This window comes from Variovorax sp. GW460-12-1-14-LB1 (assembly GCF_059423605.1).
Genome location: NZ_JBWKYF010000056.1, coordinates 21,208 through 44,357, shown reverse-complemented (window position 1 = coordinate 44,357; position 23,150 = coordinate 21,208). Strand labels below are relative to the sequence as shown.

At 68.5% G+C, this 23,150-nt stretch carries 16 protein-coding genes; 9 read left to right on the top strand and 7 right to left on the bottom strand.

Annotated elements, in window-relative coordinates; translation table 11 throughout:
- Positions 1–207: 207 nt before the first annotated feature.
- A complete protein-coding gene (glgB, locus tag AC07Y4_RS23990; RefSeq protein WP_487848769.1) occupies positions 208–2,388 on the bottom strand; it encodes a 1,4-alpha-glucan branching protein GlgB in 2,181 nt (726 codons plus the stop codon).
- Positions 2,389–2,393: 5 nt separating this feature from the next.
- Entirely contained in the window at positions 2,394–4,052 is a 1,659-nt protein-coding gene (locus AC07Y4_RS23985; RefSeq protein ID WP_495275203.1) for an alpha-amylase family glycosyl hydrolase, read from the bottom strand.
- Between the two features lie 130 nt (positions 4,053–4,182).
- Here AC07Y4_RS23985 and AC07Y4_RS23980 point away from each other — a divergent pair, with 130 nt between their 5' ends.
- From AC07Y4_RS23980 to gshB, 9 genes are all read left to right on the top strand, one after another.
- Positions 4,183–5,658: an FAD-dependent oxidoreductase gene (locus tag AC07Y4_RS23980; RefSeq protein ID WP_487848767.1), complete on the top strand. Its 1,476-nt coding sequence runs from the start codon at positions 4,183–4,185 to the stop codon at positions 5,656–5,658.
- 87 nt (positions 5,659–5,745) lie between these two features.
- Positions 5,746–8,376, top strand: coding sequence for a leucine--tRNA ligase (leuS, locus tag AC07Y4_RS23975; RefSeq protein ID WP_369644976.1), 2,631 nt, complete (start codon positions 5,746–5,748; stop codon positions 8,374–8,376).
- Between the two features lie 35 nt (positions 8,377–8,411).
- Positions 8,412–8,933: an LPS-assembly lipoprotein LptE gene (locus AC07Y4_RS23970; RefSeq protein WP_062477729.1), complete on the top strand. Its 522-nt coding sequence runs from the start codon at positions 8,412–8,414 to the stop codon at positions 8,931–8,933.
- Between the two features lie 20 nt (positions 8,934–8,953).
- Positions 8,954–10,024 (top strand): DNA polymerase III subunit delta, encoded by a 1,071-nt coding sequence (gene holA, locus AC07Y4_RS23965; protein ID WP_062477727.1) that lies wholly within the window; start codon positions 8,954–8,956, stop codon positions 10,022–10,024.
- 64 nt (positions 10,025–10,088) lie between these two features.
- The gene (locus tag AC07Y4_RS23960; RefSeq protein WP_487848766.1) at positions 10,089–11,381 is read left to right on the top strand and encodes a glutamate-5-semialdehyde dehydrogenase; all 1,293 of its coding nucleotides are present in this window, start codon (positions 10,089–10,091) and stop codon (positions 11,379–11,381) included.
- Positions 11,382–11,565: 184 nt separating this feature from the next.
- Positions 11,566–12,882 (top strand): glutamate--cysteine ligase, encoded by a 1,317-nt coding sequence (gene gshA / locus AC07Y4_RS23955; RefSeq protein WP_062477724.1) that lies wholly within the window; start codon positions 11,566–11,568, stop codon positions 12,880–12,882.
- Positions 12,883–13,038: 156 nt separating this feature from the next.
- Positions 13,039–14,907 (top strand): potassium transporter Kup, encoded by a 1,869-nt coding sequence (locus AC07Y4_RS23950; protein WP_062477721.1) that lies wholly within the window; start codon positions 13,039–13,041, stop codon positions 14,905–14,907.
- A 41-nt stretch (positions 14,908–14,948) separates the two neighbouring features.
- Positions 14,949–16,232, top strand: a complete 1,284-nt coding sequence (locus AC07Y4_RS23945; protein ID WP_487848765.1) for a benzoate/H(+) symporter BenE family transporter — start codon at positions 14,949–14,951, stop codon at positions 16,230–16,232.
- A complete protein-coding gene (gene gshB, locus AC07Y4_RS23940; protein ID WP_095743317.1) occupies positions 16,232–17,185 on the top strand; it encodes a glutathione synthase in 954 nt (317 codons plus the stop codon). The genes AC07Y4_RS23945 and gshB overlap by 1 nt, the downstream gene beginning before the upstream one ends.
- Here the strand turns inward: gshB and AC07Y4_RS23935 are convergent, their stop codons facing one another.
- The 5 genes from AC07Y4_RS23935 to AC07Y4_RS23915 all read right to left on the bottom strand — a co-directional run bounded on the left by AC07Y4_RS23935 (position 17,186) and on the right by AC07Y4_RS23915 (position 23,142).
- Entirely contained in the window at positions 17,186–19,393 is a 2,208-nt protein-coding gene (locus AC07Y4_RS23935) for a TonB-dependent receptor (RefSeq protein WP_487848764.1), read from the bottom strand. It abuts the gene before it with no gap.
- Between the two features lie 115 nt (positions 19,394–19,508).
- Positions 19,509–20,276 carry a class II glutamine amidotransferase gene (locus AC07Y4_RS23930; protein WP_056584331.1) on the bottom strand — a complete coding sequence of 256 codons (768 nt, stop codon included), beginning with the start codon at positions 20,274–20,276 and terminating at the stop codon, positions 19,509–19,511.
- Between the two features lie 20 nt (positions 20,277–20,296).
- Positions 20,297–20,929 (bottom strand): CHAP domain-containing protein, encoded by a 633-nt coding sequence (locus tag AC07Y4_RS23925; protein WP_487848763.1) that lies wholly within the window; start codon positions 20,927–20,929, stop codon positions 20,297–20,299.
- Between the two features lie 72 nt (positions 20,930–21,001).
- The gene (locus AC07Y4_RS23920) at positions 21,002–22,114 is read right to left on the bottom strand and encodes a class II histone deacetylase (RefSeq protein ID WP_487848762.1); all 1,113 of its coding nucleotides are present in this window, start codon (positions 22,112–22,114) and stop codon (positions 21,002–21,004) included.
- The gene (locus AC07Y4_RS23915; protein WP_495275202.1) at positions 22,111–23,142 is read right to left on the bottom strand and encodes a branched-chain amino acid ABC transporter permease; all 1,032 of its coding nucleotides are present in this window, start codon (positions 23,140–23,142) and stop codon (positions 22,111–22,113) included. The genes AC07Y4_RS23920 and AC07Y4_RS23915 overlap by 4 nt, the downstream gene beginning before the upstream one ends.
- Positions 23,143–23,150 lie beyond the last annotated feature (8 nt).

The window sequence follows — 23,150 nt, the reverse complement described above, 5'->3', positions numbered from 1 at the left end:
GGATCAGGGCTCGCCCTTGTTTGAGCGAAGCGAGTTTGGGCGAGACCCCGCGAAACGTGAGCACCGCAGGTTGCCCGAAGCGAAGCGTAGGGACGCAGACAGCAGGGTCGCCTTTCTTTTGCCTACGTTTCTTTGGCGAAGCAAAGAAAAGTAGGTCGCCTGCCGGGGCGAGACCCGGCCTCGGGAAAAAAGACGATTCCAGGCCTATCAAGCCAACACCCACATCACGGTAGCGAGCGGCGGCACGCTGACCGAAATCGAATCTGCTTTCCCATGCCAGGCGGTGGGAGCGCTCTCGACAATCCCGTTTCCCACGCCGCTGCCGCCATACACCGAACCATCGGTGTTGATGATTTCGCGATAAGTCCCCGCGACAGGAACGCCAAGCCGATACGCATGCCGAGGCAACGGCGTGAAGTTGCAAGCCACCACCACAAACGTCCCATCCCGAGCCCGCCGAACAAACGCAAACACCGACTGCGCCACATCGTCATGCACCAACCACTCGAACCCGGACCCTTCATGGTCCAGCTCATGCAAAGCAGGAAAGTGCCGATACACGTTGTTCAGATCGCGCACCAACCGCCGCACCCCTTGATGCCCCGCATGCTCGAGCAAGTGCCAGTCCAACCCGCGATCCGCATTCCACTCCGCGTACTGCGCAAACTCCCCGCCCATGAACAGCAGCTTCTTCCCCGGATAAGCCCAGAGGTACCCATACAGGTTGCGCAGCCCCGCGAACTTCTGCCATTCATCCCCAGGCATGCGCCCGATCATCGATCCCTTGCCGTGCACCACTTCGTCATGTGACAGCGGCAACACGAAGTTCTCGCTGTGCGCGTACATCAGCCCGAAGGTGATCTGCTGGTGATGGTGCTTGCGATAGACCGGATCGGTCCCGGCATACGCCAGCGTGTCGTTCATCCACCCCATGTTCCACTTGTAGTGAAACCCCAGCCCGCCGTCTTCCGGCGGTCGCGTCACCCCCGGAAAGCTCGTCGACTCTTCCGCAATGGTCACAGCCCCCGGACGCTCCACGCCCACCACGCGGTTCATGCGGCGAAGGAAGTCGATGGCCTCCAGGTTCTCGCGCCCGCCCTGCGCATTCGGCACCCACTCGCCGGCCTTGCGGCTGTAGTCGCGGTACAGCATCGACGCCACCGCGTCCACGCGCAGGCCGTCCACGCCGTAGCGCTCCAGCCAGTACAGCGCATTGCCCACGAGGTAGTTGCGCACCTCCGTGCGGGCGTAGTTGAAGATCAGCGTCTGCCAGTCGTTGTGGAAGCCTTCGCGCGGATCGGCGTACTCGTACAGCGCGGTGCCGTCGAAGTTGCCCAGGCCGTGCGCGTCGGTCGGGAAGTGCGCGGGCACCCAGTCGAGGATCACGCCGAGCCCCGCGGCATGCGCGGCTTCGACGAAATGGCGGAAGTCGCCCGGTGTGCCGAAGCGTGAGGTCGGCGCATAGAGACCGATCGGCTGATAACCCCACGAGCCGTCGAAGGGATGCTCGGTGATGGGCAGCAGCTCGATGTGCGTGAAGCCCATGTCGCGCACATAGGGCACGAGCGTGTCGGCCAGTTCGCGGTAGTCCAGCCATTCCTGGCCGTGGTGCTTGCGGCGCCACGAGCCCAGGTGCACTTCATAAATGCTGATCGGAGCCTCGCGCGCATTGGCTTCGGCGCGCCCGGCGGGCATCGGCACGGGCGCGGGCAGCGGCGCCACGACGCAGGCGGTGCCGGGGCGCAGCTGCGACGAGAACGCGAAGGGGTCGGCCTTGCGCAGCACCTCGCCGCGCGACGACAGGATCTCGAACTCGTAGCTGTCGCCGGTTGTCACGTGCGGCGCGAAGATCTCCCACACGCCGCACTCGCGGCGCAGCCGCATCATGTGGCGCCGGCCGTCCCAGTTGTTGAAGTCGCCGACCACCGACACGCGCCGCGCATTCGGCGCCCACACGGCAAAGGCCACGCCCTTCACGCCGTCGATCTCGCGCAGGTGCGCGCCCAGCCGCTCCCACGGCCGCAGGTGCGTGCCCTCGGCCAGCAGCCACACGTCGGTCTCGCCGAGCACGAAGGGAAAACGGTAGGGGTCTTCGAGCCGCGAGGCGTGCCCGGTCTCCCAGTCGACCTGGAACGAGTAGCCCATGCGCGCCTCGGCCGCGGGCACGAGGCCGCTGAACAGGTCGGAGCCTTCGTGCCGCGCAAGGATCGACAGTGGCCAGCCGGTGCGCGAATGCACCACGGCCACCTGCCGCGCGCCGGGCATCAGCGCGCGCACCTCGAGGCCGTCGGCGGTCTCGTGGGGGCCGAGCACGGCGAACGGGTCACCGTGTTCGGCGCGCATCAGCGCATGGATGTCGGCAGCTTGGAGGAAGGGAGAAGGGGGCATGGGGTTCAGCGTCCTCCTGCTTCGGCAGGCGTGCCGAAGCACACGCCATAAGGCGCCAATGTCAGCAGGGGCTTTGGAGCGGCGGTGACCGTTGCGGTCGGCGCGAGCGGGTGGCCGGCCAGCGGCACCAGCGGCTCGGGCAGCGGAATCGACACCGGTTCGCTCCCCGTATTGAAGATCGCATGCAGCACCGCGTCCCCGTCGCTGCGAACGATGTGCAGCAGCGGCGCGGGCGCATCGACGAACGCCAGCGCACCCGTGCGCAGCAGCGGCTGGGTGCGCCGCCAGTGCAGCAGCGCGCGGCTGAAGGCGAGCATCGAGCCGGGGTCAGCCTCCTGCTGCGCGACGGCCAGCGGCAGGTGGGCGCTGTCCACCGGCAGCCAGGGCGTGCCGGTGCTGAAGCCGGCGTTGGGCGCGTCGGCGGTCCAGGGCATCGGCGTGCGGCAGCCGTCGCGGCCCTTGAACTCGGGCCAGAAGGCGCGGCCGTAGGGGTCTTGCAGCAGTTCGAAGGGCACGTCGGCCTCGGGCAGGCCCAGCTCTTCGCCCTGGTAGAGGCTGGCGCTGCCGCGCAGCGCCAGCAGCAGCGCGAGCCAGAGCCGGTCGCGGCGCGTGTCGGGCGCGGTGCCGTCGCTCCAGCGCGTGGCGACGCGCGGCACGTCGTGGTTCGACACCGCCCAGCAGCCCCAGCCGCCCGTCACGGCCAGTGCGGTGTCGAGCGACTCGACCTGGTGGCGCAGGTGCTTCGGGCTGTGGTCGGCCGTGAGCAGGCTGAAGCTGTAGGCCAGGTGCAGGCGCTTGCCGCGTTCGGTGTACTGCGCCATGACCGGGGGCGCGTTCTCGTCGCCGACCTCGCCCAGCGCGACCGCGCCGTAGCCGTCGAGCAGCTGGCGCAGGCGCTCGAGGAACACGAGGTTCTCAGGCTGGCTCTTGTCGTACAGGTGGACCTGCATCGCATACGGGTTGTCGGCGCGCACGGTGCTGACCTCGCCCATCGATTCGACCGTGGCGGGCGGGTTGTCGCGCAGCAGCGCGTCGTGGAACTGGTGGTTGCAGGCGTCGAAGCGGAAGCCGTCCACGCCGCGCTCGCACCAGAAGCGCACCTCGCCGAGCAGCGCGTCCTGCACGGCGGGGCAATGGAAGTTGAGATCGGGCTGCTCGGCGAGAAAGCTGTGCAGGTAGTACTGCCGCCGGCGCGAGTCCCACTGCCAGGCCGAGCCGCCGAAGACCGAGAGCCAGTTGGTGGGCGGCGTGCCGTCGGGCTGGGGGTCGGCCCAGACGTACCAGTCGGCCTTCGGGTTGTCGCGCGAGCTGCGGCTTTCGGCGAACCAAGCGTGCTGGTCGGAGGTGTGCGAGAGCACCTGGTCGATGATGAGCTTCAGGCCCAGCGCATGCATGCGTGCGCGCATGGCGTCGAAGTCGGCCAGCGTGCCGAACAGCGGATCGACGGCGCGGTAGTCGGCCACGTCGTAGCCGAAATCTTTCATGGGGGAGCGGAAGAAGGGCGAGACCCAGACCGCGTCGACGCCCAGGCGGGCGACGTGGTCGAGCTTCGACGTGATGCCGGGCAGGTCGCCGACGCCGTCGCCGTTGCTGTCCATGAAGCTGCGCGGGTAGATCTGGTAGATCACCGCGCCCCGCCACCATTCGCCGTTGCTGCCGCTCATGCCTGCCCCTGTGGTCGAAATTCATTGTGGCATGCGAAATCCGGGCCAGCGGTACGCTGTGGCAGGCGGGCGCCGCGCGGAAGTGGGTAAATTCAGCAGGGCGGGGCGCTGCCGCCCCGACCCCCGACCGATGACCACCGACGACACCGCTTTCTCCCCCTCTGCCCCACCCATCGGCCTTGCCGCGCTCGAGCGCCGGCTCGCCCAGGACCTCGACTACCTCGGCTGGCCCGCCCGCGCCTGGGTACCGCCGCGCCAGGTCGACGGCGAGCCCGTGCTCGACGTGGCCATCATCGGCGGCGGCCAGGCCGGGCTGGCCGCGGCGGGCGCGCTGGCGCAGCAGGGCATCCGCGCCGTGGTCTTCGACCGCGCGCCGGCCGGGCGCGAAGGCCCCTGGGCCACCACGGCGCGCATGGAAACCCTGCGCTCGCCCAAGGAACTCACGGGCCCGGCGCTGGGGCTGCCCTCGCTGACCTTCCGCGCCTGGTTCGAGGCCCAGTTCGGCACCGAGGCCTGGGCCGCGATGGACAAGATCCCGCGCCTGCAGTGGATGGACTACCTGGTCTGGTACCGCCGCGTGATGGGCGTGGACGTGCGCAACGACACCGCTGTTACGGGCCTGCAACCACTGCCCGACGCCAGCGCCGTGCGCCTGGACCTGCGCACGCCCGAGGGCGAACGCCGCGTGCTGGCGCGCCGCGTCGTGCTGGCCACCGGCCGCGACGGTCTGGGCGGCCCGGCCGTGCCCGCCCTTGTCGACGGCCTGCCGCGCGCCAAGTGGGCGCATTCCTCCGACGAGATGGACTACGCGCGCCTGAAAGGCCTGCGCGTGGGCGTGGTCGGCGCGGGCTCCTCGGCCATGGACAGCGCCGCCACCGCGCTCGAGGCCGGCGCGCACAGCGTCGAGCTGCTGATCCGCCGGCCCGACCTGCCGCGCGTCAACAAGGGCAAGGGCGCCGGCGTGCCGGGGCTCACGCAGGGGCACTACGACCTGCCCGACGAACTGAAATGGCGCATCCGCCACTACATCAACGTGCTGAACGTGCCGCCGCCGCACGGCAGCACGCTGCGGGTGTCGCGGCACGCCAACGCCTTCTTCAACTTCGGCTGCCCCATCCTCGCCGTGGCGCCGCAGGGCGAGGCGCTGCGCGTGGCCACGCCCAAGGGCGATTTCGAATTCGACTTCCTGATCGTGTCGACCGGTTTCCAGGTCGACTGGACCGCCCGCCCCGAATTCGCGGGCATTGCCGCCCACATCCGCACCTGGAAAGACCGTTTCACGCCCGCGCCGGGCGACGAAGACCGCGAACTGGCCGATTCGCCCGACCTCGGGCCGGCCTTCGAATTCCAGGAAACCGCGCCCGGCGCCTGCCCGGGCCTCGCGCGCATCCACTGCTTCTGCTACCCGGCGGCGCTGTCGCATGGCACGGTGTCGGGCGACATTCCCGCCATCAGCGACGGCGCGCGGCGCCTGGCGGCGGGGCTGGCCAGCCTGTTCTACCGGGAAGACGCGGCCCACCACTGGGCGAATCTGCAGGCCTACAGCGAGCCGGAACTGTTCGGCGACGAGTGGACGCCCGCCCCGCCGCCGCAGGAAAGGGCCTGATTCCGGCATGGGGCCCGGGGGACGATCACGCACGGCGCGATAATCCGCCTTCCCGGCCGCCGTCGAGCCGGGCCCTGCCGAGATGTCATGAACCCCAGCTACAAACCCAGCGACGTCGAGTCCGCTGCCCAGGCGCAATGGCGCGCCGCCGATGTCTACCGTGTCACCGAGGACGCGAGCCGCAAGAAGTACTACGCCTGCTCGATGCTGCCGTACCCGAGCGGCAAGCTGCACATGGGCCACGTGCGCAACTACACGATCAACGACATGCTCACGCGCTACCTGCGCATGAGCGGCTACAACGTGCTGATGCCCATGGGCTGGGACGCCTTCGGCCTGCCGGCCGAGAACGCGGCGCTGAAGAACGGCGTGCCACCGGCCAAGTGGACCTACGAGAACATCGCCTACATGAAGGGCCAGCTCCAGGCCATGGGCCTGGCGATCGACTGGAGCCGCGAGATCGCCACCTGCGATCCGAGCTACTACAAGTGGAACCAGTGGCTGTTCCTGAAGATGCTCGAAAAGGGCATTGCCTACCGCAAGACCCAGGTCGTGAACTGGGACCCGGTCGACCAGACCGTGCTGGCCAACGAGCAGGTGATCGACGGCAAGGGCTGGCGCACCGGCGCCACGGTCGAGCGCCGCGAGATCCCCGGCTACTACCTGAAGATCAGCGACTACGCCGAAGAACTGCTCGAGCACACCCAGCACAAGCTGCCGGGCTGGCCCGAGCGCGTCAAGCTGATGCAGGAAAACTGGATCGGCAAGAGCGAAGGCCTGCGTTTCGCGTTCACGCATGACATCCGGGACGCGAGCGGCAAGCTCATCCAGGACGGCCGCATGTACGTGTTCACCACGCGCGCCGACACCATCATGGGTGTCACCTTCTGCGCCGTCGCGCCCGAGCACCCGCTCGCCGCGCACGCCGCCACGCTCGATCCCAAGGTCGCGGCCTTCATCGAGGAATGCAAGGGTGGCGGCACGACCGAGGCCGAGCTGGCCACGCAGGAGAAGAAGGGCGTGCCCACGGGCCTGACCGTGAAGCACCCGATCACCGAGGAGCAGGTGCCGGTCTGGGTGGGCAATTACGTGCTCATCGGCTACGGCGACGGCGCCGTGATGGGCGTGCCCGCGCACGACGAGCGCGACTTCGCCTTCGCCAACAAGTACGGCATCGAGATCATCCAGGTCGTGCTGGTCGACGACGAGCCGCACTTCGACTATCACAAGTGGCAGGACTGGTACGGCGACAAGCAGCGCGGCGTGACCATCAACTCGGACAACTTCAGCGGCATGACCTACAAGGAGGCCGTGGCCGCCGTGGCGCATGCGCTGGGCCAGAAGGACCTGGGCGAGCTGCAGACCACGTGGCGCCTGCGCGACTGGGGCGTGAGCCGCCAGCGCTACTGGGGCACGCCGATCCCGATCATCCATTGCGAAGAACACGGCGCGGTGCCGGTCCCCGAAAAGGACCTGCCCGTGGTGCTGCCGACCGACTGCGTACCCGACGGCTCGGGCAACCCGCTGGCCAAGCACGAGGGCTTCCACGCCGGCGTGGTGTGCCCGGTGTGCGGCAAGGCCGCGCGGCGCGAGACCGACACGATGGACACCTTCGTCGATTCGTCGTGGTACTTCATGCGCTACTGCGATCCGACCAACGACAAGGCCATGGTCGCCGAGGGCGCCGACTACTGGATGCCGATGGACCAGTACATCGGCGGCATCGAGCACGCGATCCTGCACCTGCTGTACGCGCGCTTCTGGACCAAGGTCATGCGCGACCTGGGCCTGGTGAAGGCCGACGAGCCCTTCGCCAAGCTGCTCACGCAGGGCATGGTGCTCAACCACATCTTCTACAAGCGCAACGAGAAGGGCGGCAAGGACTACTTCCCGCCCCTCGAAGTCACGGCGGTGCTCGACGCGCAGGGCCGCATCACCGGCGGCACGCTGGCCGACGGCACCAAGGTCGAGTACGGCGGCGTGGGCAAGATGGGCAAGAGCGAACGCAACGGCGTCGACCCGCAGGACCTGATCGAGAAGTACGGCGCCGACACCGCGCGCCTGTACACCATGTTCACCGCGCCGCCCGAAGCCACGCTCGAGTGGAACGACGCGGCCGTCGAGGGCAGCTACCGCTTCCTGCGCCGCGTGTGGAACTACGGCGTGGCCCAGGCCGACGTGGCGCCCGTGGCGCTCGCCGGCCAGAGCTTCGGCAAGCCCGCCCAGGCGCTGCGCCGCGAGGTGCACACCGTGCTGCGCCAGATCGACTACGACTACCAGCGCATGCAATACAACACGGTGGTGTCGGGCGCGATGAAGCTGCTCAATGCGCTCGAGGGCTTCAAGCCCGACGGCAGCGCGGGCGACGCGGCTGCCGCGCGCGAGGGCTTCGGCATCCTGCTGCGCTGCCTGTACCCGGCCACGCCGCACATCGCGCACCAGCTGTGGCAGCAGCTCGGCTACGACAAGGCATCGGGCGACCTGCTCGACGCGCCCTGGCCCGTGGTCGACGTGGCCGCGCTGGCGCAGGACGAGGTCGAGCTCATGCTGCAGGTCAACGGCAAGCTGCGCGGCAAGCTGCTGGTGCCTGCCGGTGCTTCGAAGGACGAGATCGAGCGGCTGGCGCTCGCCTGCGACGACTTCGTCAACTTCGCCGAAGGCGCGCCGGCCAAGCGCGTGATCGTGGTGCCCGGGCGCCTGGTCAACGTGGTCATCTGAACCCGACACTGCAGAACGACGGAAACGACAGACGCATGAACATTCGCAATGCCTCGCAGCCGCGCCGCGGCTTTCTCCTGGGCCTCGGCGTGGCAGGCGCTTCGCTGGCCCTGTCCGGCTGCGGCTTCGCGCTGCGCAAGGCGCCGAACTTCGCGTTCAAGACGCTGTCGCTCGAAGGCAATACGGCGCTCATCAACCAGCTGCGGCGCGAGCTGCGCGCGGCCGGCAACGTGACGCTGGTGCCCAAGGAAGAAGCCAGCACCGCCGACGCCGTGCTCGTGGTGCTGGGCGAGGACCGCGACCGCTTCGTGATCTCGACCAACTCCGCCGGCCTGCTGCGCGAATTGCAGCTGCGCCTGCGTGTGCGCTTCAGCCTGCGCACGCCGGGCGGCAAGGAATTGCTGCCCGCGTCCGAGGTCTCGCAGACGCGCGACCTGAGCTTCAACGAGACCAACGCGCTGGCCAAGGAAGGCGAGGCCGACCTGCTGTTCCGCGACATGCAGGCCGACATCGCGCAGCAGCTGATGCGCCGGCTGGCGGCGGTGCAGTCCCTGTAAGCGTCGCTTCCGTTCTTTCAATGCAACTTGCCAGTGCCCAGCTCGGCGCCCACCTGCAAAAGGGCCTGAAGCCGCTTTACACGATCCACGGCGACGAGCCGCTGCTCGCGCAGGAGGCGGCCGACGCCATCCGCGCTGCCGCGCGCGCCCAGGGCCACACCGAGCGCAGCTCGTACACCGTGGCCGGCGCGCACTTCGACTGGAGCGCGGTGCTGGCGGCGGGGGGCTCGCTCTCGCTGTTCGCCGACAAGCAGATCGTCGAGATCCGCATTCCCTCGGGCAAGCCCGGCAAGGACGGCAGCGTCGCGCTGCAGCAGCTGGCCGAGGGCGCGCCCGGCAACGACAGCACGCTCACGCTGGTGATGCTGCCGCGCCTGGACAAGGCCACGCGCACCGGCGCCTGGTTCTCGGCGCTGGAGAACAACGGCGTGAGCATCCAGGTCGACCCGATCGAGCGGGCCGCGCTGCCGCAATGGATCGCCCAGCGCCTGGGGCTGCAGAACCAGCGCGTGATGCCCGGCGACGAAGGCCAGCGCACGCTGCAGTTCTTTGCCGACCGCGTCGAAGGCAATCTGCTCGCCGCGCACCAGGAAATCCAGAAGCTCGCGCTGCTGCACCCGGCCGGCGAGCTGAGCTGGGAACAGGTCGAGGGCGCCGTCAACAACGTGGCGCGCTACGACGTGTTCAAGCTGTCCGAGGCCGTGCTGGCCGGCAACCCGCAGCGCGTGGCGCGCATGCTCGACGGCCTGCAGGCCGAGGGCGAGGCCGAGGTGCTGGTGCACTACACGATCGCCGAGGACATCCGCGCCCTCAAGCGCGTGAAGGACGCCATGGCCGCCGGCCGCCCGCTGCCGATGGCGCTGCGCGAGAACCGCATCTGGGGCCCGCGCGAGCGCGCCTTCGAGCGCGTGCTGCCGCGCCTGGACGACCGCATGCTGACACGGCTGCTGCGCGCGGCCCATCTGGTCGACGGCATCTGCAAGGGCCTGAAGCAGCCCGACTGGCCCGCCAGCGGCTGGCAGGCGCTGCAGCGGCTGGCGCTGATGCTGTGCCGGGCCTGCAGCACGGCCGCGGCACCGCGCCGCGCCTGACGTCGATCGCCATCAAAAGGCCCGCGTCAGCCGGGCCGAAGGTCCGCGTGGGAAAATGCGCGCCATGAACGCGTTCAACGTCAGCGAGCACATGCAGACCCTCGGTCTGCAAGCCAAAGCCGCTGCATTCCTCATGGCCCGTGCGGATGCAGCTACCAAAAACAGAGCACTGAAGGCGCTGGCCCAGCGCCTGCGCGAAGCCGGCCCCGCGCTGGCCGTCGCCAATCAAAAGGACCTGGAGCGCGCCACGGCCGCCGGCCTGTCGGCCCCGATGGTCGACCGGCTCAAGCTCACGCCCAAGGTCCTGGAGACCGTGGCCGAGGGCTGCGAGCAGCTGGCCGGCATGGCCGACGTGATCGGCGAGATCATCGGCATGAAGCAGCAGCCCAGCGGCATCCGCGTGGGCCAGATGCGCGTGCCGATCGGCGTCTTCGGCATGATCTACGAGAGCCGCCCCAACGTGACCATCGAGGCCGCGAGCCTGGCGATCAAGTCGGGCAACGCCGCCATCCTGCGCGGCGGCTCGGAAGCCATCGACTCGAACAAGGCGCTGGCGCTCCTGGTGTCCGAGGCGCTGGCCGAAGCCGGCCTGCCGGTCGATGCGGTGCAGCTGGTGCAGACCACCGACCGCGAGGCCGTGGGCCAGCTGATCGCCATGCCCGAATTCGTCGACGTGATCATTCCGCGCGGCGGCAAGGGCCTGATCGAGCGCATCAGCCGCGACGCCAAGGTGCCCGTCATCAAGCACCTGGACGGCAACTGCCACGTCTACGTGGACGACACGGCCGAGTTCGACATGGCGCTGCGCATCGTCGACAACGCCAAGACCCAGAAGTACAGCCCCTGCAACGCCGCCGAAGGCCTGCTGGTGGCGGCCTCGGTGGCCGACCACTTCCTGCCCGAGATCGCCGCCATCTTCGCCGCCAAGGGCGTCGAGATGCGCTGCGACCCGGCCGCCGCCGCGATCCTGCGCGCCAGCGAGGCGCACCATCCGCAGGCCAAGGTGATCGATGCGGTCGAGTCCGACTGGTCCGAGGAGTACCTGGCCGCCGTCATCAGCATCAAGGTGGTGGCGGGGCTGGACGAGGCCATTGCGCACATCAACCGCTACTCGAGTCACCACACCGACGCCATCGTCACGCGCGACCACATCAACGCCCAGCGCTTCCTGCGCGAGGTCGATTCGGCCAGCGTGATGGTGAATGCGAGCACGCGCTTCGCAGACGGCTTCGAGTACGGGCTGGGCGCCGAAATCGGCATCAGCACCGACAAGTTCCACGCGCGCGGCCCGGTCGGCATCGAAGGCCTGACCTCGCTCAAGTATGTGGTGCTGGGGCAGGGCGAAGTCCGCGGTTAATCGGGGTCCGAAGGGCCGGGGCCATCGGGCCGGCGGCGCGGCGAGGCTCGTGCCGCGGTGTTCTTGCAACGTGTGTTGTGGATTGGGGTGCTTTGTTCTCTTTGACTGCTTGTCATCGGGCGCGCCATCCCCAAATCCTACAATTCCACTCCACCTTTAAGCACAAAACCAACAAGGCCGCTGCATGGTTCCGCATCTCGTCACTGCCCTGACCGGCCCGATCAACGAACTGGAGCAGCGGGTGCTCGACTCGATGCCCGCCATCGAGCGCTGGTTCCGCCTCGAGTGGATGGAGCACACGCCGCCGTTCTACAGCGCCGTCGACATCCGCAACGCGGGCTTCAAGCTGGCTCCGGTCGACACCAACCTGTTCCCGGGCGGCTGGAACAACCTCACCAAGGAAATGCTGCCGCTGGCGGTGCAGGCCGCGCAGGCGGCCATCGAGAAGATCTGTCCGGAGGCGCGCAACCTGCTCGTCATTCCTGAAAACCACTCGAAAAACACCTTTTATCTCGCCAACGTCGCGCAATTGGTGCGCATCTTCCACATGGCGGGCCTCAATGTGCGCATCGGCTCGATCGATCCGGCCATCAAGTCGCCCAAGAAGATCGAGCTACCCAACGGCGAGACCGTGACGCTCGAACCGGTGGTGCGCTCCAAGCGCCGCCTGGGCCTGAAGAACTTCGATCCCTGCACAATTTTGCTCAACAACGAGCTTTCTGCAGGAACGCCCGGCATCCTCGAAGACCTGCACGAGCAGTACCTGCTGCCGCCGCTGCACGCGGGCTGGTCGGTGCGCCGCAAGAGCAACCACCTGCACAGCTACGAAGAGCTGTGCAAGCGCTTCGGCAAGCTGCTGGGCATCGACCCCTGGCTGATCAACCCGATCTACGCCCGCGCCGAAGGCGTCGACGTGGCCGAGGGCCGCGGCATCGACGTGCTCACCAGCCATGTCGACGCGGTGCTCACCAAGGTGCGCCGCAAGTACAAGGAATACGGCATCAACGAGAAGCCCTTCGTGGTCGTCAAGGGCGGCCACAGCGGCAGCGGCAGCCCGGGCGTCGTGACCGTGCGCGACGCCAAGGAGGTCGAGGCGCTGATCGGCAAGTCGCGCACCGCCACCTCGTCGCCCGCCAAGACCAGCGCCGGGCGCGACCTGCGCGAGCCCACCGAGCTGATCGTGCAGGAAGGCGTGCTCACCAACGAGCGCGTGCACAACGGCGTGGCCGAGCCCGTGGTCTACATGATGGACCGCTACGTGGTGGGCGGCTTCTACCGCGTGCACGCAGAGCGCGCCGCCGACGAGAACCTCAAGCAGCCGGGCGCCAGCTACGTGCCGCTGGCCTTCTCGGAAAGCGCGCAGCTGCCGCAGCCGGGCGCCAAGCCCGGCGCCAGCGCCCCCAATCGTTTTTACATGTATGGCGTGGTGGGCCGCCTGGCCATGGTCGCGGCCAGTTACGAGATGGAAGCGACCGACCCGGACGCCGAAATCTACGAATGAGCGGCGGGGGCGGGTTGCGGCGTCGGCGGGCAACGGCAAAATAGCGGCCCCACAGCAACGGAACCAAAAGGGCGGAGGGATGCGCGGCACGGCCGCGGCACCCCGGCGTGACTGACGCGTCGATCATTGCGAGCCAACCTTTTCCCATCGACCCCCGTGTCAGCCCCCAAAAACATCTCTGCCGGCCTCATCGTCGGCGCCATCGGCGTCGTCTACGGCGACATCGGCACCAGCGTTCTCTATGCGGTCAAGGAAGTCTTCGGTCACGGCCATGTGCCGTTCACCGTGGAGAACGTCTACGGCATCCTGTCGATGTTCTTCTGGACTCTCACGGTCATCGTCTCCATCAAGTACGTCGTGCTCGTGCTGCGCGCCGACAACGAAGGCGAGGGCGGCCTGGTCGCGATGCTCGCGCTGGCCTCCCAGGCGGTGGCCGACAAGCCCAGGCTGCGCCAGCTGCTCCTGATCGTCGGCATCTTCGGCACCTCGCTGTTCTACGGCGACGGCGTGATCACGCCGGCCATCTCGGTGCTCTCGGCGGTCGAGGGCCTGGAGGTGGTGTCGCCGCACTTCAAGCACTACGTGATCCCGATCACGCTGGTCGTGCTGTTCTGCCTGTTCGCGGTGCAAAAGCGCGGCACGGCGGGCATCGGCAAGTTCTTCGGCCCCGTCACGCTGGCATGGTTCGCGGCCATCGCCGTGCTGGGCGTGTGGCAGATCGCGCACCACCCCGAGATCATCAAGGCGCTGAGCCCCTGGTATGCGCTGAAGTTCATCTGGGACAACCCGGGCACCAGCTTCATCCTGCTGGGCGCGATGGTGCTGTGCGTGACCGGTGCCGAGGCGCTGTACGCCGACCTGGGCCACTTCGGCAAGAAGCCGATCCGCATCGCGTGGTTCTCGGTCGTCATGCCGGCGCTCACGCTCAACTACCTGGGCCAGGGCGCGCTGCTGCTGGAGAACCCCGAGGCCGTGAAGAACCCGTTCTTCATGATGGCGCCTGAATGGGCCCTCATTCCGCTGGTGCTGCTGGCCACGCTCTCGACGGTGATCGCCTCGCAGGCCCTCATCACCGGCGCCTTCAGCGTCACGCGCCAGGTGATCCAGCTGGGCTACCTGCCGCGCCTGAACATCGAGCACACCAGCGTGCGCACGGCCGGCCAGATCTACATCCCGCTGGTCAACTGGGGCCTGTTCGTCGCCATCGTGATGGCGGTCGTGATGTTCCGCACCTCGAGCAGCCTGGCCGCGGCCTACGGCATCGCCGTGACCACCGACATGCTGATCACCACGATCCTCACCTTCTTCGTGATCCGCTACGCATGGAAGCTGCCGCTGGCGCTGTGCATCGCCTCGACCGCGATCTTCTTCGTGGTCGACTTCCTGTTCTTCGCCTCGAACCTGCTCAAGCTGTTCGAAGGCGGCTGGTTCCCGCTCCTGATCGGCGGCGCCGTGTTCACGCTGATGGTCACCTGGAAGGAAGGCCGTCGCCTCATGGGCGAGGCGCAGCACGCCGACGCGATCGACCTGAAGTCCTTCCTCGGCTCGGTGTTCATGAGCCCGCCCGCGCGCGTGGACGGCACGGCCGTGTTCCTCACGGCCGAACCGGGCGTGGTGCCCAACGCGCTGCTGCACAACCTCAAGCACAACAAGGTGCTGCACGAGCAGAACATGTTCGTCACCGTGCGCAACCACGAGGTGCCCTGGATTCCGATGGACAAGCGCATCGAGATCGAGGCGCTGGGCAACCACTGCTGGCAGGTGATCGTGCACTACGGTTTCAAGAACGACATCGACCTGCCGCGCGCGCTCGACAACGCACGCATGCGCGGCTGCCAGCTCGAGCCGATGACGACCAGCTACTTCCTCTCGCGCGACGTCGTGATCCCCACGCTGGGCAGCGGCATGGCGCCCTGGCGCGAGAAGCTGTTCGCGCAGATGCACCACAACGCGAGCGGTGCGGCGGCCTTCCTGGGCTTGCCCAACAACGCGGTCGTCGAGCTGGGCTCGAAGATCGAGATCTGAGGCACGCGGCGCCAGAGCGCGCGCCCCGGCAGAATCGCGGCATGCGATTCTTCAAGGACCTGAGCCTTTCGGCCTTCACCGCGGGCTTCGTCGCCGTGCTCGTGGGTTTCACGAGTTCGGTGGCCATCGTGTTCCAGGCCGCCCAGGCCTTCGGCGCCACGCCCGAAATGGCGGCCTCGTGGATGTGGGCGCTGGGCATCGGCATGGGGCTGGCCTCGGCGCTGCCCTCGCTGTGGTGGCGCAAGCCCGTCATGATCGCCTGGAGCACCCCCGGCGCGGCCGTGCTGGCCGTGGCCGGCGCGGGCTACGGCATGGGCGAGGCGGTGGGCGCCTTCATCGTCTGCGCGGTGCTGATCGTGCTCGCGGGCGCCACCGGCTGGTTCGAGCGCGTGATGAACAAGATCCCGATGGCCATCGCCTCGGCGCTGCTGGCCGGCGTGCTCGCGCGCTTCGGCATCTCGGCCTTCACGGCGGCGCAGACCGCGCTGCCGCTGGTGCTGCTGATGCTCGCCACCTACCTCGTGGGCAAGCGCCTGCTGCCGCGCTATGCGGTGCCGCTCACGCTGCTGGTGGCCATCGCCTTCACGGCCGCGCGCGGCGAGCTGGCATGGTCTTCCGTGCACTTCGCGCTCACCTGGCCGGTGTTCACGGCGCCGGTGTTCACCTGGCAGGCCATCGTGAGCCTGGCGCTGCCGCTGTTCGTCGTGACCATGGCCTCGCAGAACCTGCCCGGCGTGGCGGCGATCCGCGCCAGCGGCTACAGCGACCTGCCGGTCAGCAAGCTCATCACGATCAGCGGCCTCGCCACGCTGGTGCTCGCGCCCTTCGGCGCCTTCGCGCTCAACCTCAGCGCCATCACGGCCGCGATGTGCATGGGCCGCGAGGCGCACGAAGACCCGGCGCGGCGCTACACGGCGGCCGTGAGCTGCGGCGCCATCTACGTGGTGATCGGCCTGTTCGGCGCGGCCGTCACGGGCCTGCTCACGGCGTTCCCGAAAGAGCTGGTCGCGGCCATCGCCGGGCTGGCGCTGCTGGGCACCATCGGCGGCGGGCTGGCGGCGGCGGTGCGCGACGAGGCGCACCGCGAGGCCGCGCTCATCACCTTCCTGGTCACGCTCTCGGGCGTGACGCTGGCCGGCATCGGCTCCGCCTTCTGGGGCGTGGTGGCCGGCGCGGTGGCGCTGGCGGTGCAGCAGGTCGGCCGCGCACGGGTGCAGGTGCCCGTTGAAAAAGCCCCCGCCGGCAAGGACATCGCCGCTTCCGGCAACATGCCGCCAGAAACCCCCTCCACAGCCGCCGCTCCCGGCGCCGGAAAGAACGCCTGATGAAAAACATCCTCTTCGTCGCCGACCCGCTCGATCACTTCAAGATCTACAAGGACACGACCTTCTCGATGATGCGCGAGGCCCAGCGCCGCGGCCACCGCATCGCGGCCTGCCTGCCGCAGGACATCCAGTGGACCTCCGGCGGGCGCGTCTCGGCCGTGGTGCAGCAGATCACGCTGACGGGTGACCCGAAGGACTGGTACCGCGTCGACATCGTCGAATCGAAGGCGCTGAAGGACTTCGACGCCGTGCTCATGCGCAAGGACCCGCCCTTCGACGCCGAGTACATCTACTCGACGCACCTGCTGCAGCAGGCCGAGCGCGAGGGCGCGAAGGTGGTCAACTCGCCGCGCGCGCTGCGCGACCACCCCGAGAAGCTCGCGATCATGGAGTTTCCGCAGTTCGTCACGCCCACGCTGGTCACGCGCAGCGCGCAGGCCGTGCGCGACTTCCATGCCGAGCACGGCGACATCATCCTCAAGCCGCTCGACGGCATGGGCGGCATGGGCATCTTCCGCGTGAAGCAGGACGCGCTGAACCTCGGCTCCATCGTCGAGACGCTCAACAAGGACGGCGCCGAAACCATCATGGTGCAGCGCTTCGTGCCCGAGGTGACGCAGGGCGACAAGCGCATCCTGATCATCGCGGGCGAGCCGGCGCCCTTCGTGCTGGCGCGCATTCCGCAGGGCACCGAGGTGCGCGGCAACCTCGCGGCCGGCGGCAAGGGCGTGGCCCAGCCGCTCACGGCGCGCAACCGCGAGATCGCCGAAGCCATCGGCAAGGTGCTCGCGCCGCGCGGGCTGCTCCTGATCGGGCTCGACGTGATCGGCGATTCGGTCACCGAGATCAACGTGACCAGCCCCACGTGCTTTCAGGAAATCACCGAGCAGACCGGCTTCGACGTGCCGAAGATGTTCATCGATGCGCTCGAGGCGCACCTGGCCTCGGCCTGATCAGAAGTCGACCGACGCCGACAGCGTGAAGGTGCGCGGCGCACCGAGCACCAGGTAGCCGTTGTTCGGGTAGCCGCCCACCGAGGCCCAGTAGTTCCGGTTGGTCAGGTTGTCGATGCGCGCGCGCAGCGTCACCAGCTTGCCGGCCACCTCGGTGAGGTAGCGCGCGCCGACATCGAAGCGTGTCCAGCCGGGCACGCGCAGCGTGTTGGCGGCGTCGGCGTAGCTCGGGCCCGTGGACACCACGCGGCCGTCCAGCGACAGGCCGCGCACGCCCGGCACGTCCCATTCCACACCCAGGGTGCCCTGCGTCTTCGCGATGCCGATGACGCGGCGGCCGTCGGTCGTGGCGTCGCCCGTGGCGCGCTGCTTGGCGTCCAGGAAGGTGATGCCGCCCATCAGGCGCACGCCCTTGGCCGCTTCGCCGAACGCGGTCAGCTCCAGGCCCTGGTGGCGGTCGCGGCCTTCGGCCACGTAGTAGCCGGCGCTGTTGACGAGGGCGCGCGGCTTGTCGGTCGTGAAGAAGGCCAGGCCGCCGCCGATGCGGCCGCCGTCGAACTTGATGCCGATCTCTTTCTGCTTGGACACATAGGGCGACAGCTGCGTGCCTGCGTTGCGCACGGCGCCGCCGGTCGACACCGTGGGCGCGGTGTCGCCCTTGCTCAGGCCCTCGATGTAGTTCGCGTACAGCGACACCTGCGGCTGCAGCTTGAACACGAAGCCGGCCATCGGGCTGGTGCGGCTCTTCTCGTACGCGGTGGGCTTGCCGGTGTCGTAGGCGAAGTCGGTGCTTTCCAGCTTCTGGCGCCGCACGCCGAGCGTGAGTTGCGCGCGGTCGTCCAGGAAGGACAGCGTGTCGCCGATCGCCAGGCTGCTCAGGCGCGTCTGCGTCAGCAGCGCGGGGTTGTCCATGTCGTTGCCGCGGAACGCGCTCGCCGTGTAGGCCGGGATCGGGTAGCCGATGGGCGCGTACAGGTTGGTCTTCAGGGGGTTGAAGAAGTCCCACTTGTAGGCGTTCTTCTCCTTGAGCTGGTAATACGAGTACGAGGCCACCACCGTGTGGTTCACCGGCCCGGTCGCGAACTTGCCGCGCACGCCGGCTTCGGCCGTGCGGGTGCTGTCCTGGCGCTGGTTCTCGAAGCGCGACATGTTGCCCGCGCCGAGGTTGTTCGTGAGCGTGAGGCCGGCCAGCGCATTGCCTTCGTGGCTCTTGCGCGCGCCGCCGGCGATCCAGGCCGTGACGCTGTCGGTGAGGTCGTACTCGCCGCGCAGCGAGCCGAAGGTGTCGCGCTCGTTGGAGTAGGTCCAGGGCTGCGCGTAGTTGAGCTGGTTGTCGGGCGCGGACGGCACGCGCGTCACGCCGGCGCCGAGCGTTACGTTCGGGCGCGTGCGCGTGAGCCGGTGTTCCTGGTGGCCGAGGTCCGCCGAGATGCGCGCGTTGCGGCTGCGCCAGTCGAAGCCGACCGAGGCCACGTCGAGCTTGACCTGCTCGGCGTTCACGCCGGTGCCGCCGTCGCGGTGGGCCGCGTTCAGGCGCACGCCCAGGCTCTGGTCGGGCCCGAAGCGGCGCGCGATGTCGGTCGACACATAGCTCTGCGAGCCGCTGGCCGTGCCGAGCGTGACCTGCGTGAGCGGGTCGTTCGGCGCGCGCTTGGGCAGCAGGTTGATGTTGCCGCCGATGCCGCCGCCCGTGGGCGTGGCGCCGTTCAGGAAGGCGCTCGCGCCGCGCAGCACCTCGACGCGCTCGAACAGCTCCGACGAGATGTACTGGCGCGGCAGCAGGCCGTACAGGCCGTTGTAGGCGATGTCGTCCGAATTCACCACGAAGCCGCGGATGAAGTACGACTCCTGGAAGTTGCCGAAGCCGCGCGCCACGCGCACCGAGGGGTCGTTCTGCAGCACGTCGGCCACGCTCTTGGCCTGCTGGTTCTGGATCAGCTCGTGCGTGTAGCTGGTGCTGGAGAAGGGCGAATCCATCATGTCCTGGTTGCCCAGGATGCCCACGCGCCCGCCGCGCGCCACCTGCCCGCCTGCGAAGGGCTTGGTCAGGCCTTCGGCCGAGGCGTCGGCGCTGGCTTCGACGGTGACGGTGCTCAGCGTGCCGCTGGCCGGTTCGGCCGGCGGCGTCTGCGCCAGGGCCGTCAGGGCGTGAAGGGCCAGCAGCGAGGCGGCCACGGTCGGACGGAGAAAGAAACGGGGAGCGGGCATGAAAGATCGACCGGATGCAAATGAGAACAGTTATTGTTCATTGTTTGCACTCACTCATCGATACTTTCTTGCGCTGTTGCAAAAAAGTGTCAGCCAAAAGACTGAATTTCAGGTCTCAGCGTGGCATCCGTTGGCCGTCCACGAACACATGCAACTCGCCCGAGGTGAACGGCGTCCACGTCTCGTTGGTGGTGAGCGGCGCCGTCACCACCACAGCCACGCGGTCGGTGGGCGTGGTGTGCTGGGCGAAGTCGATCTCCAGGTCTTCGTCCGACAGCTGCGCCGTCACGAAGGGGTGGCGGCGTTCCACGTACCAGAGGTTGGTGGAGGCATGCGCCCACAGCGCCTGCCCGTTGGACAGCATGAAGTTGAAGGTGCCGTGCGCCGCCAGCTGCGGCGCCAGTTCGCGCAGCGTGAGCGTGAGCTCCTCGACGCTGGGCACGCCCGCGTGCGACTTGGCCAGCTCCTGCATGATCCAGCAGAAGGCGTGCTCGCTGTCGGTGTTGCCTACCGGGTGGAAGTTGCCGTGCAGGCGCGGGCGGAAGTCCTTCAGGTCGCCGTTGTGGGCGAACACCCAGTAGCGGCCCCACAGCTCGCGCACGAAGGGGTGGCAGTTCTGCAGGTTGACCTCGCCCTGCGTCGCCTTGCGGATGTGCGCGATGACGTTGCGGCTTTGAATCGGGTAGCGCCGGATCAACTCCGCCACCGGCGACTCGCAGGCCGGCTGGTGGTCGACGAAGTGGCGCAGCCCGCGGTCCTCGAAGAACGCGATGCCCCAGCCGTCGGCATGGTGGTCGGTGCGGCCACCGCGCTGCGCGAACCCCGTGAAGCTGAAGGTCACGTCGGTCGGCGTGTTGCAGTTCATCCCTAGCAATTGGCACATGGCTGTGATTAGACCGCGATTCAGGATTTGGGGGAGGCAGCAGCAGTGGTGGGCAGCCGCAGCCAGCCGAGCACGCGTTCGGTGCCCAGCTGCGTGCGCCCCTCGGCGGTGAGCGCCAGCGGCAGGCGCTCGCGCGAGGTGCCGAAGGGCCCCGGGTTCTGCTGCACGATCTCGACCGCGTCGGCGTCCACGCGCGACACGATCGCCACATGGCCGTAGGGATTGAAGAGCCACGGCGCGAACACCACGATGTCGCCCACCGCCGGCGCACTCGCGCCGCCGTTGCGGTGCTGCACCAGGTTGCGCGCGGCGTTCAACGCGCCGTCCGCCACGGCCGCGTCGAAGAAGGCCTTGGCATGGCCGCGCGCCTCGGGCATGCGGTGCTGATGCCGCTCGTAGTAGTAGCGCTTGACGAACTCCACGCACTGCCAGCGCAGGCCGATGTTGTAGCCGTCGGGCGCCACGCTGCGGCCGTCGACGTGGTTGATGGCGCCATTGAAGTACACCGGCACGCCCTCGAACTGGTCGATCACCTCGCCGGGTGCGTGCGCCGGGTTGACGTTGAAGCGGCTCGCGGCCCACAGGCCGAGCAGGGAGACGAGGACGAGGGCAGAGAGAACGACGACGGTGCGGCGGTTGATGAAGCGGGGCATGGACGGTGAAGCAGGACGCGCGGCCACGGGCCGGCAGCGACGAGCTTAGTCCATGGAAAGACCCGCCTCGCCTCAGAGCCCGTGCAGCGCCGCCATCTCGCCCATCAATTCACGCTGGAACGCATCGAAGCGCGCCGACGGCTGCTGCAGCCCGAAGAAGTCGCTGAACGGGTCTTCCACCTCGGTGCGGTGGCCCGACAGTTCTTCCACCACCGCCAGTCCGCAGAAGGGCACGCAGGCTTCCGAGTAGCCGCCTTCGTGCACCACCACCACGCGCCCGTCGCAATGCTTCGCGGCCAGCGCGTTGACCTGCCGCATCATCTGGCGGAACGACTCGGGGTGCAGCTGCATGCGCGCCAGCGGATCGACGCCGTTGGCGTCCAGCCCGCTCGCCACCACGATCAGCTCGGGGCGGTAGCGGTCGATCACCGGCGTCACGATGCGCTCGAAGGCGTGCATGTAGGCCGCGTGCCCGCCGCCGGGCTGCAGCGGGATGTTGACGTTGAAGCCCAGCCCCGCGCCCGTGCCCCGGTCTTCGGCGCCGCTGTAGCCGGGCGGGAAGCAGTTCTCCTGGTGCAGCGACAGCGTGAGCACGTCGGGGCGGTCGTAGAAGATTTCCTGCGTGCCGTTGCCGTGGTGCACGTCCCAGTCGATCACGGCCACGCGGCCCAGGCCGTGGCGTGCCTTCATGGTCTCGATGGCGACCGCGATGTTGTTGAACAGGCAGAAACCCATGCTGTGCTCGCGCAGGCAGTGGTGGCCCGGCGGGCGCGTGAGCGCAAAAGCGTTGCGGTGGCGGCCCTGCAGCACGCTGTCCATCGCCGCAATGGCCAGGCCGCTCGAGAGCTTCGCGATCTCGTAGCTGCCCGGGCCGAAGGGCGCGACCTCGCCCAGGTCGCCGCCGCCGGCGTCGCTGGCGGCCTTGAACTTCTGCAGGTAGCTCGCGGGGTGCACGCGCTGCAGATCTTCCTCGCTGGCCATCGGCGCGCTCAGCACATCGAGCTGCGCGCTCAGGCCCGACACGTCCATCAGCGACTTGATGCGGCGCTTGGAATCGGGCGACTCGGCCATGCCGCTGCCGGCCATGGGCTGCACCCAGCCGCCCACCGGCAGGAACAGGGCATGCAGCCCGCCGGGCACGTGCCAGAAGGTGCGTTCGTCGTGAAAGAAGGCGGTGGTCTTCATGCGGTGCGTCCTTGCGTGGAGGGAGGAAGGGGAGAAGAAAGAGCTGTCTCGTCGCGCGGCGGCGGATGGCGCTGCACGCTCAGGCCGCGCCAGCCCCAGCGCTCGCGCGCCAGCCCCCACAGGCCACGCGGTGCCAGCAGCATGACAGCGATGGCGATGCAGCCCATCGCGATCAGGTACCAGCCGCCCGACATCGCGAACCAGGTGTTGAACAGCTCGCGCAGCCCGAAGTAGATGACGGTGCCGATCAGCGGCCCCTCGATGGTGCCGATGCCGCCGATGATCACGATGAACATCGCCGTCACCACCCAGTTGATGTCGAAGGCCGAGTCGGGCGAGACGAACATCGTGCCCATGAAGTGCGCCCCGCCGGCCAGCCCGAAGCCCAGCCCCGACAGCACGAAGGCGATGAAGCGGTTGCGCCACACGTTCACGCCGATGCTGGTGGCGGCCAGTTCGTTGTCGCGCACCGCCATCAGCCCCAGGCCGAAGGGCGAGCGCATCAGCAGGTACACGCCGGCCACCGCGGCCAGGCCGATGGCGCCCGAGATCCAGAACGCGTTCTGCTGGAAGGTCTCGGCCTCCACCAAGCGCACGGCCTGCAGCGGCACGCCCGACTCGCCGCCGAACAGCGGGAACTTGGCGACCAAGAGCCGCACGATCTCGGCCAGCACCCACATGCCGATCGAGAAGTAGGCGTCGCGCAGGCGAAACATCAGCGGCGCCACCACGGCGGCCAGCAGCGCGCCGCCCAGGCCCGCCACCGGCACCATCCAGTAGGGCGAGATGCCCAGCCGGTCGGAGGCCACGAACAGCAGGTAGGCGCCGATGCCGGCAAAGGCCTGGTGGCCCATCGACACCAGCCCGGTGTAGCCGGCCAGCAGGTTCCACATCTGGGCCATGGCCAGCGTGATCAGCACCTCGCTGAGCAGGCGCAGCAGGCCGCCGTCGGCCACGGTGGGCGCGAAGGCGATGGCAAGGGCCGCGGCGGTGAAGCCGATCCAGGGGGCGAGGGACGGAGGACGCATCGAAGTCA

Excerpts from the sequence above, each read along its gene's own strand:
- AC07Y4_RS23980 (WP_487848767.1), top strand. The coding sequence starts at position 4,183 with ATGACCACCGACGACACCGCTTTCTCCCCCTCTGCCCCACCCATCGGC.
- AC07Y4_RS23945 (WP_487848765.1), top strand. The coding sequence starts at position 14,949 with ATGCGATTCTTCAAGGACCTGAGCCTTTCGGCCTTCACCGCGGGCTTC.
- AC07Y4_RS23960 (WP_487848766.1), top strand. The coding sequence starts at position 10,089 with ATGAACGCGTTCAACGTCAGCGAGCACATGCAGACCCTCGGTCTGCAA.
- AC07Y4_RS23970 (WP_062477729.1), top strand. The coding sequence starts at position 8,412 with ATGAACATTCGCAATGCCTCGCAGCCGCGCCGCGGCTTTCTCCTGGGC.
- gshA (WP_062477724.1), top strand. The coding sequence starts at position 11,566 with ATGGTTCCGCATCTCGTCACTGCCCTGACCGGCCCGATCAACGAACTG.
- AC07Y4_RS23920 (WP_487848762.1), bottom strand. The coding sequence starts at position 22,114 with ATGAAGACCACCGCCTTCTTTCACGACGAACGCACCTTCTGGCACGTG.
- AC07Y4_RS23930 (WP_056584331.1), bottom strand. The coding sequence starts at position 20,276 with ATGTGCCAATTGCTAGGGATGAACTGCAACACGCCGACCGACGTGACC.
- AC07Y4_RS23925 (WP_487848763.1), bottom strand. The coding sequence starts at position 20,929 with ATGCCCCGCTTCATCAACCGCCGCACCGTCGTCGTTCTCTCTGCCCTC.
- AC07Y4_RS23935 (WP_487848764.1), bottom strand. The coding sequence starts at position 19,393 with ATGCCCGCTCCCCGTTTCTTTCTCCGTCCGACCGTGGCCGCCTCGCTG.
- holA (WP_062477727.1), top strand. The coding sequence starts at position 8,954 with ATGCAACTTGCCAGTGCCCAGCTCGGCGCCCACCTGCAAAAGGGCCTG.
- AC07Y4_RS23985 (WP_495275203.1), bottom strand. The coding sequence starts at position 4,052 with ATGAGCGGCAGCAACGGCGAATGGTGGCGGGGCGCGGTGATCTACCAG.
- leuS (WP_369644976.1), top strand. The coding sequence starts at position 5,746 with ATGAACCCCAGCTACAAACCCAGCGACGTCGAGTCCGCTGCCCAGGCG.
- gshB (WP_095743317.1), top strand. The coding sequence starts at position 16,232 with ATGAAAAACATCCTCTTCGTCGCCGACCCGCTCGATCACTTCAAGATC.
- glgB (WP_487848769.1), bottom strand. The coding sequence starts at position 2,388 with ATGCCCCCTTCTCCCTTCCTCCAAGCTGCCGACATCCATGCGCTGATG.
- AC07Y4_RS23915 (WP_495275202.1), bottom strand. The coding sequence starts at position 23,142 with ATGCGTCCTCCGTCCCTCGCCCCCTGGATCGGCTTCACCGCCGCGGCC.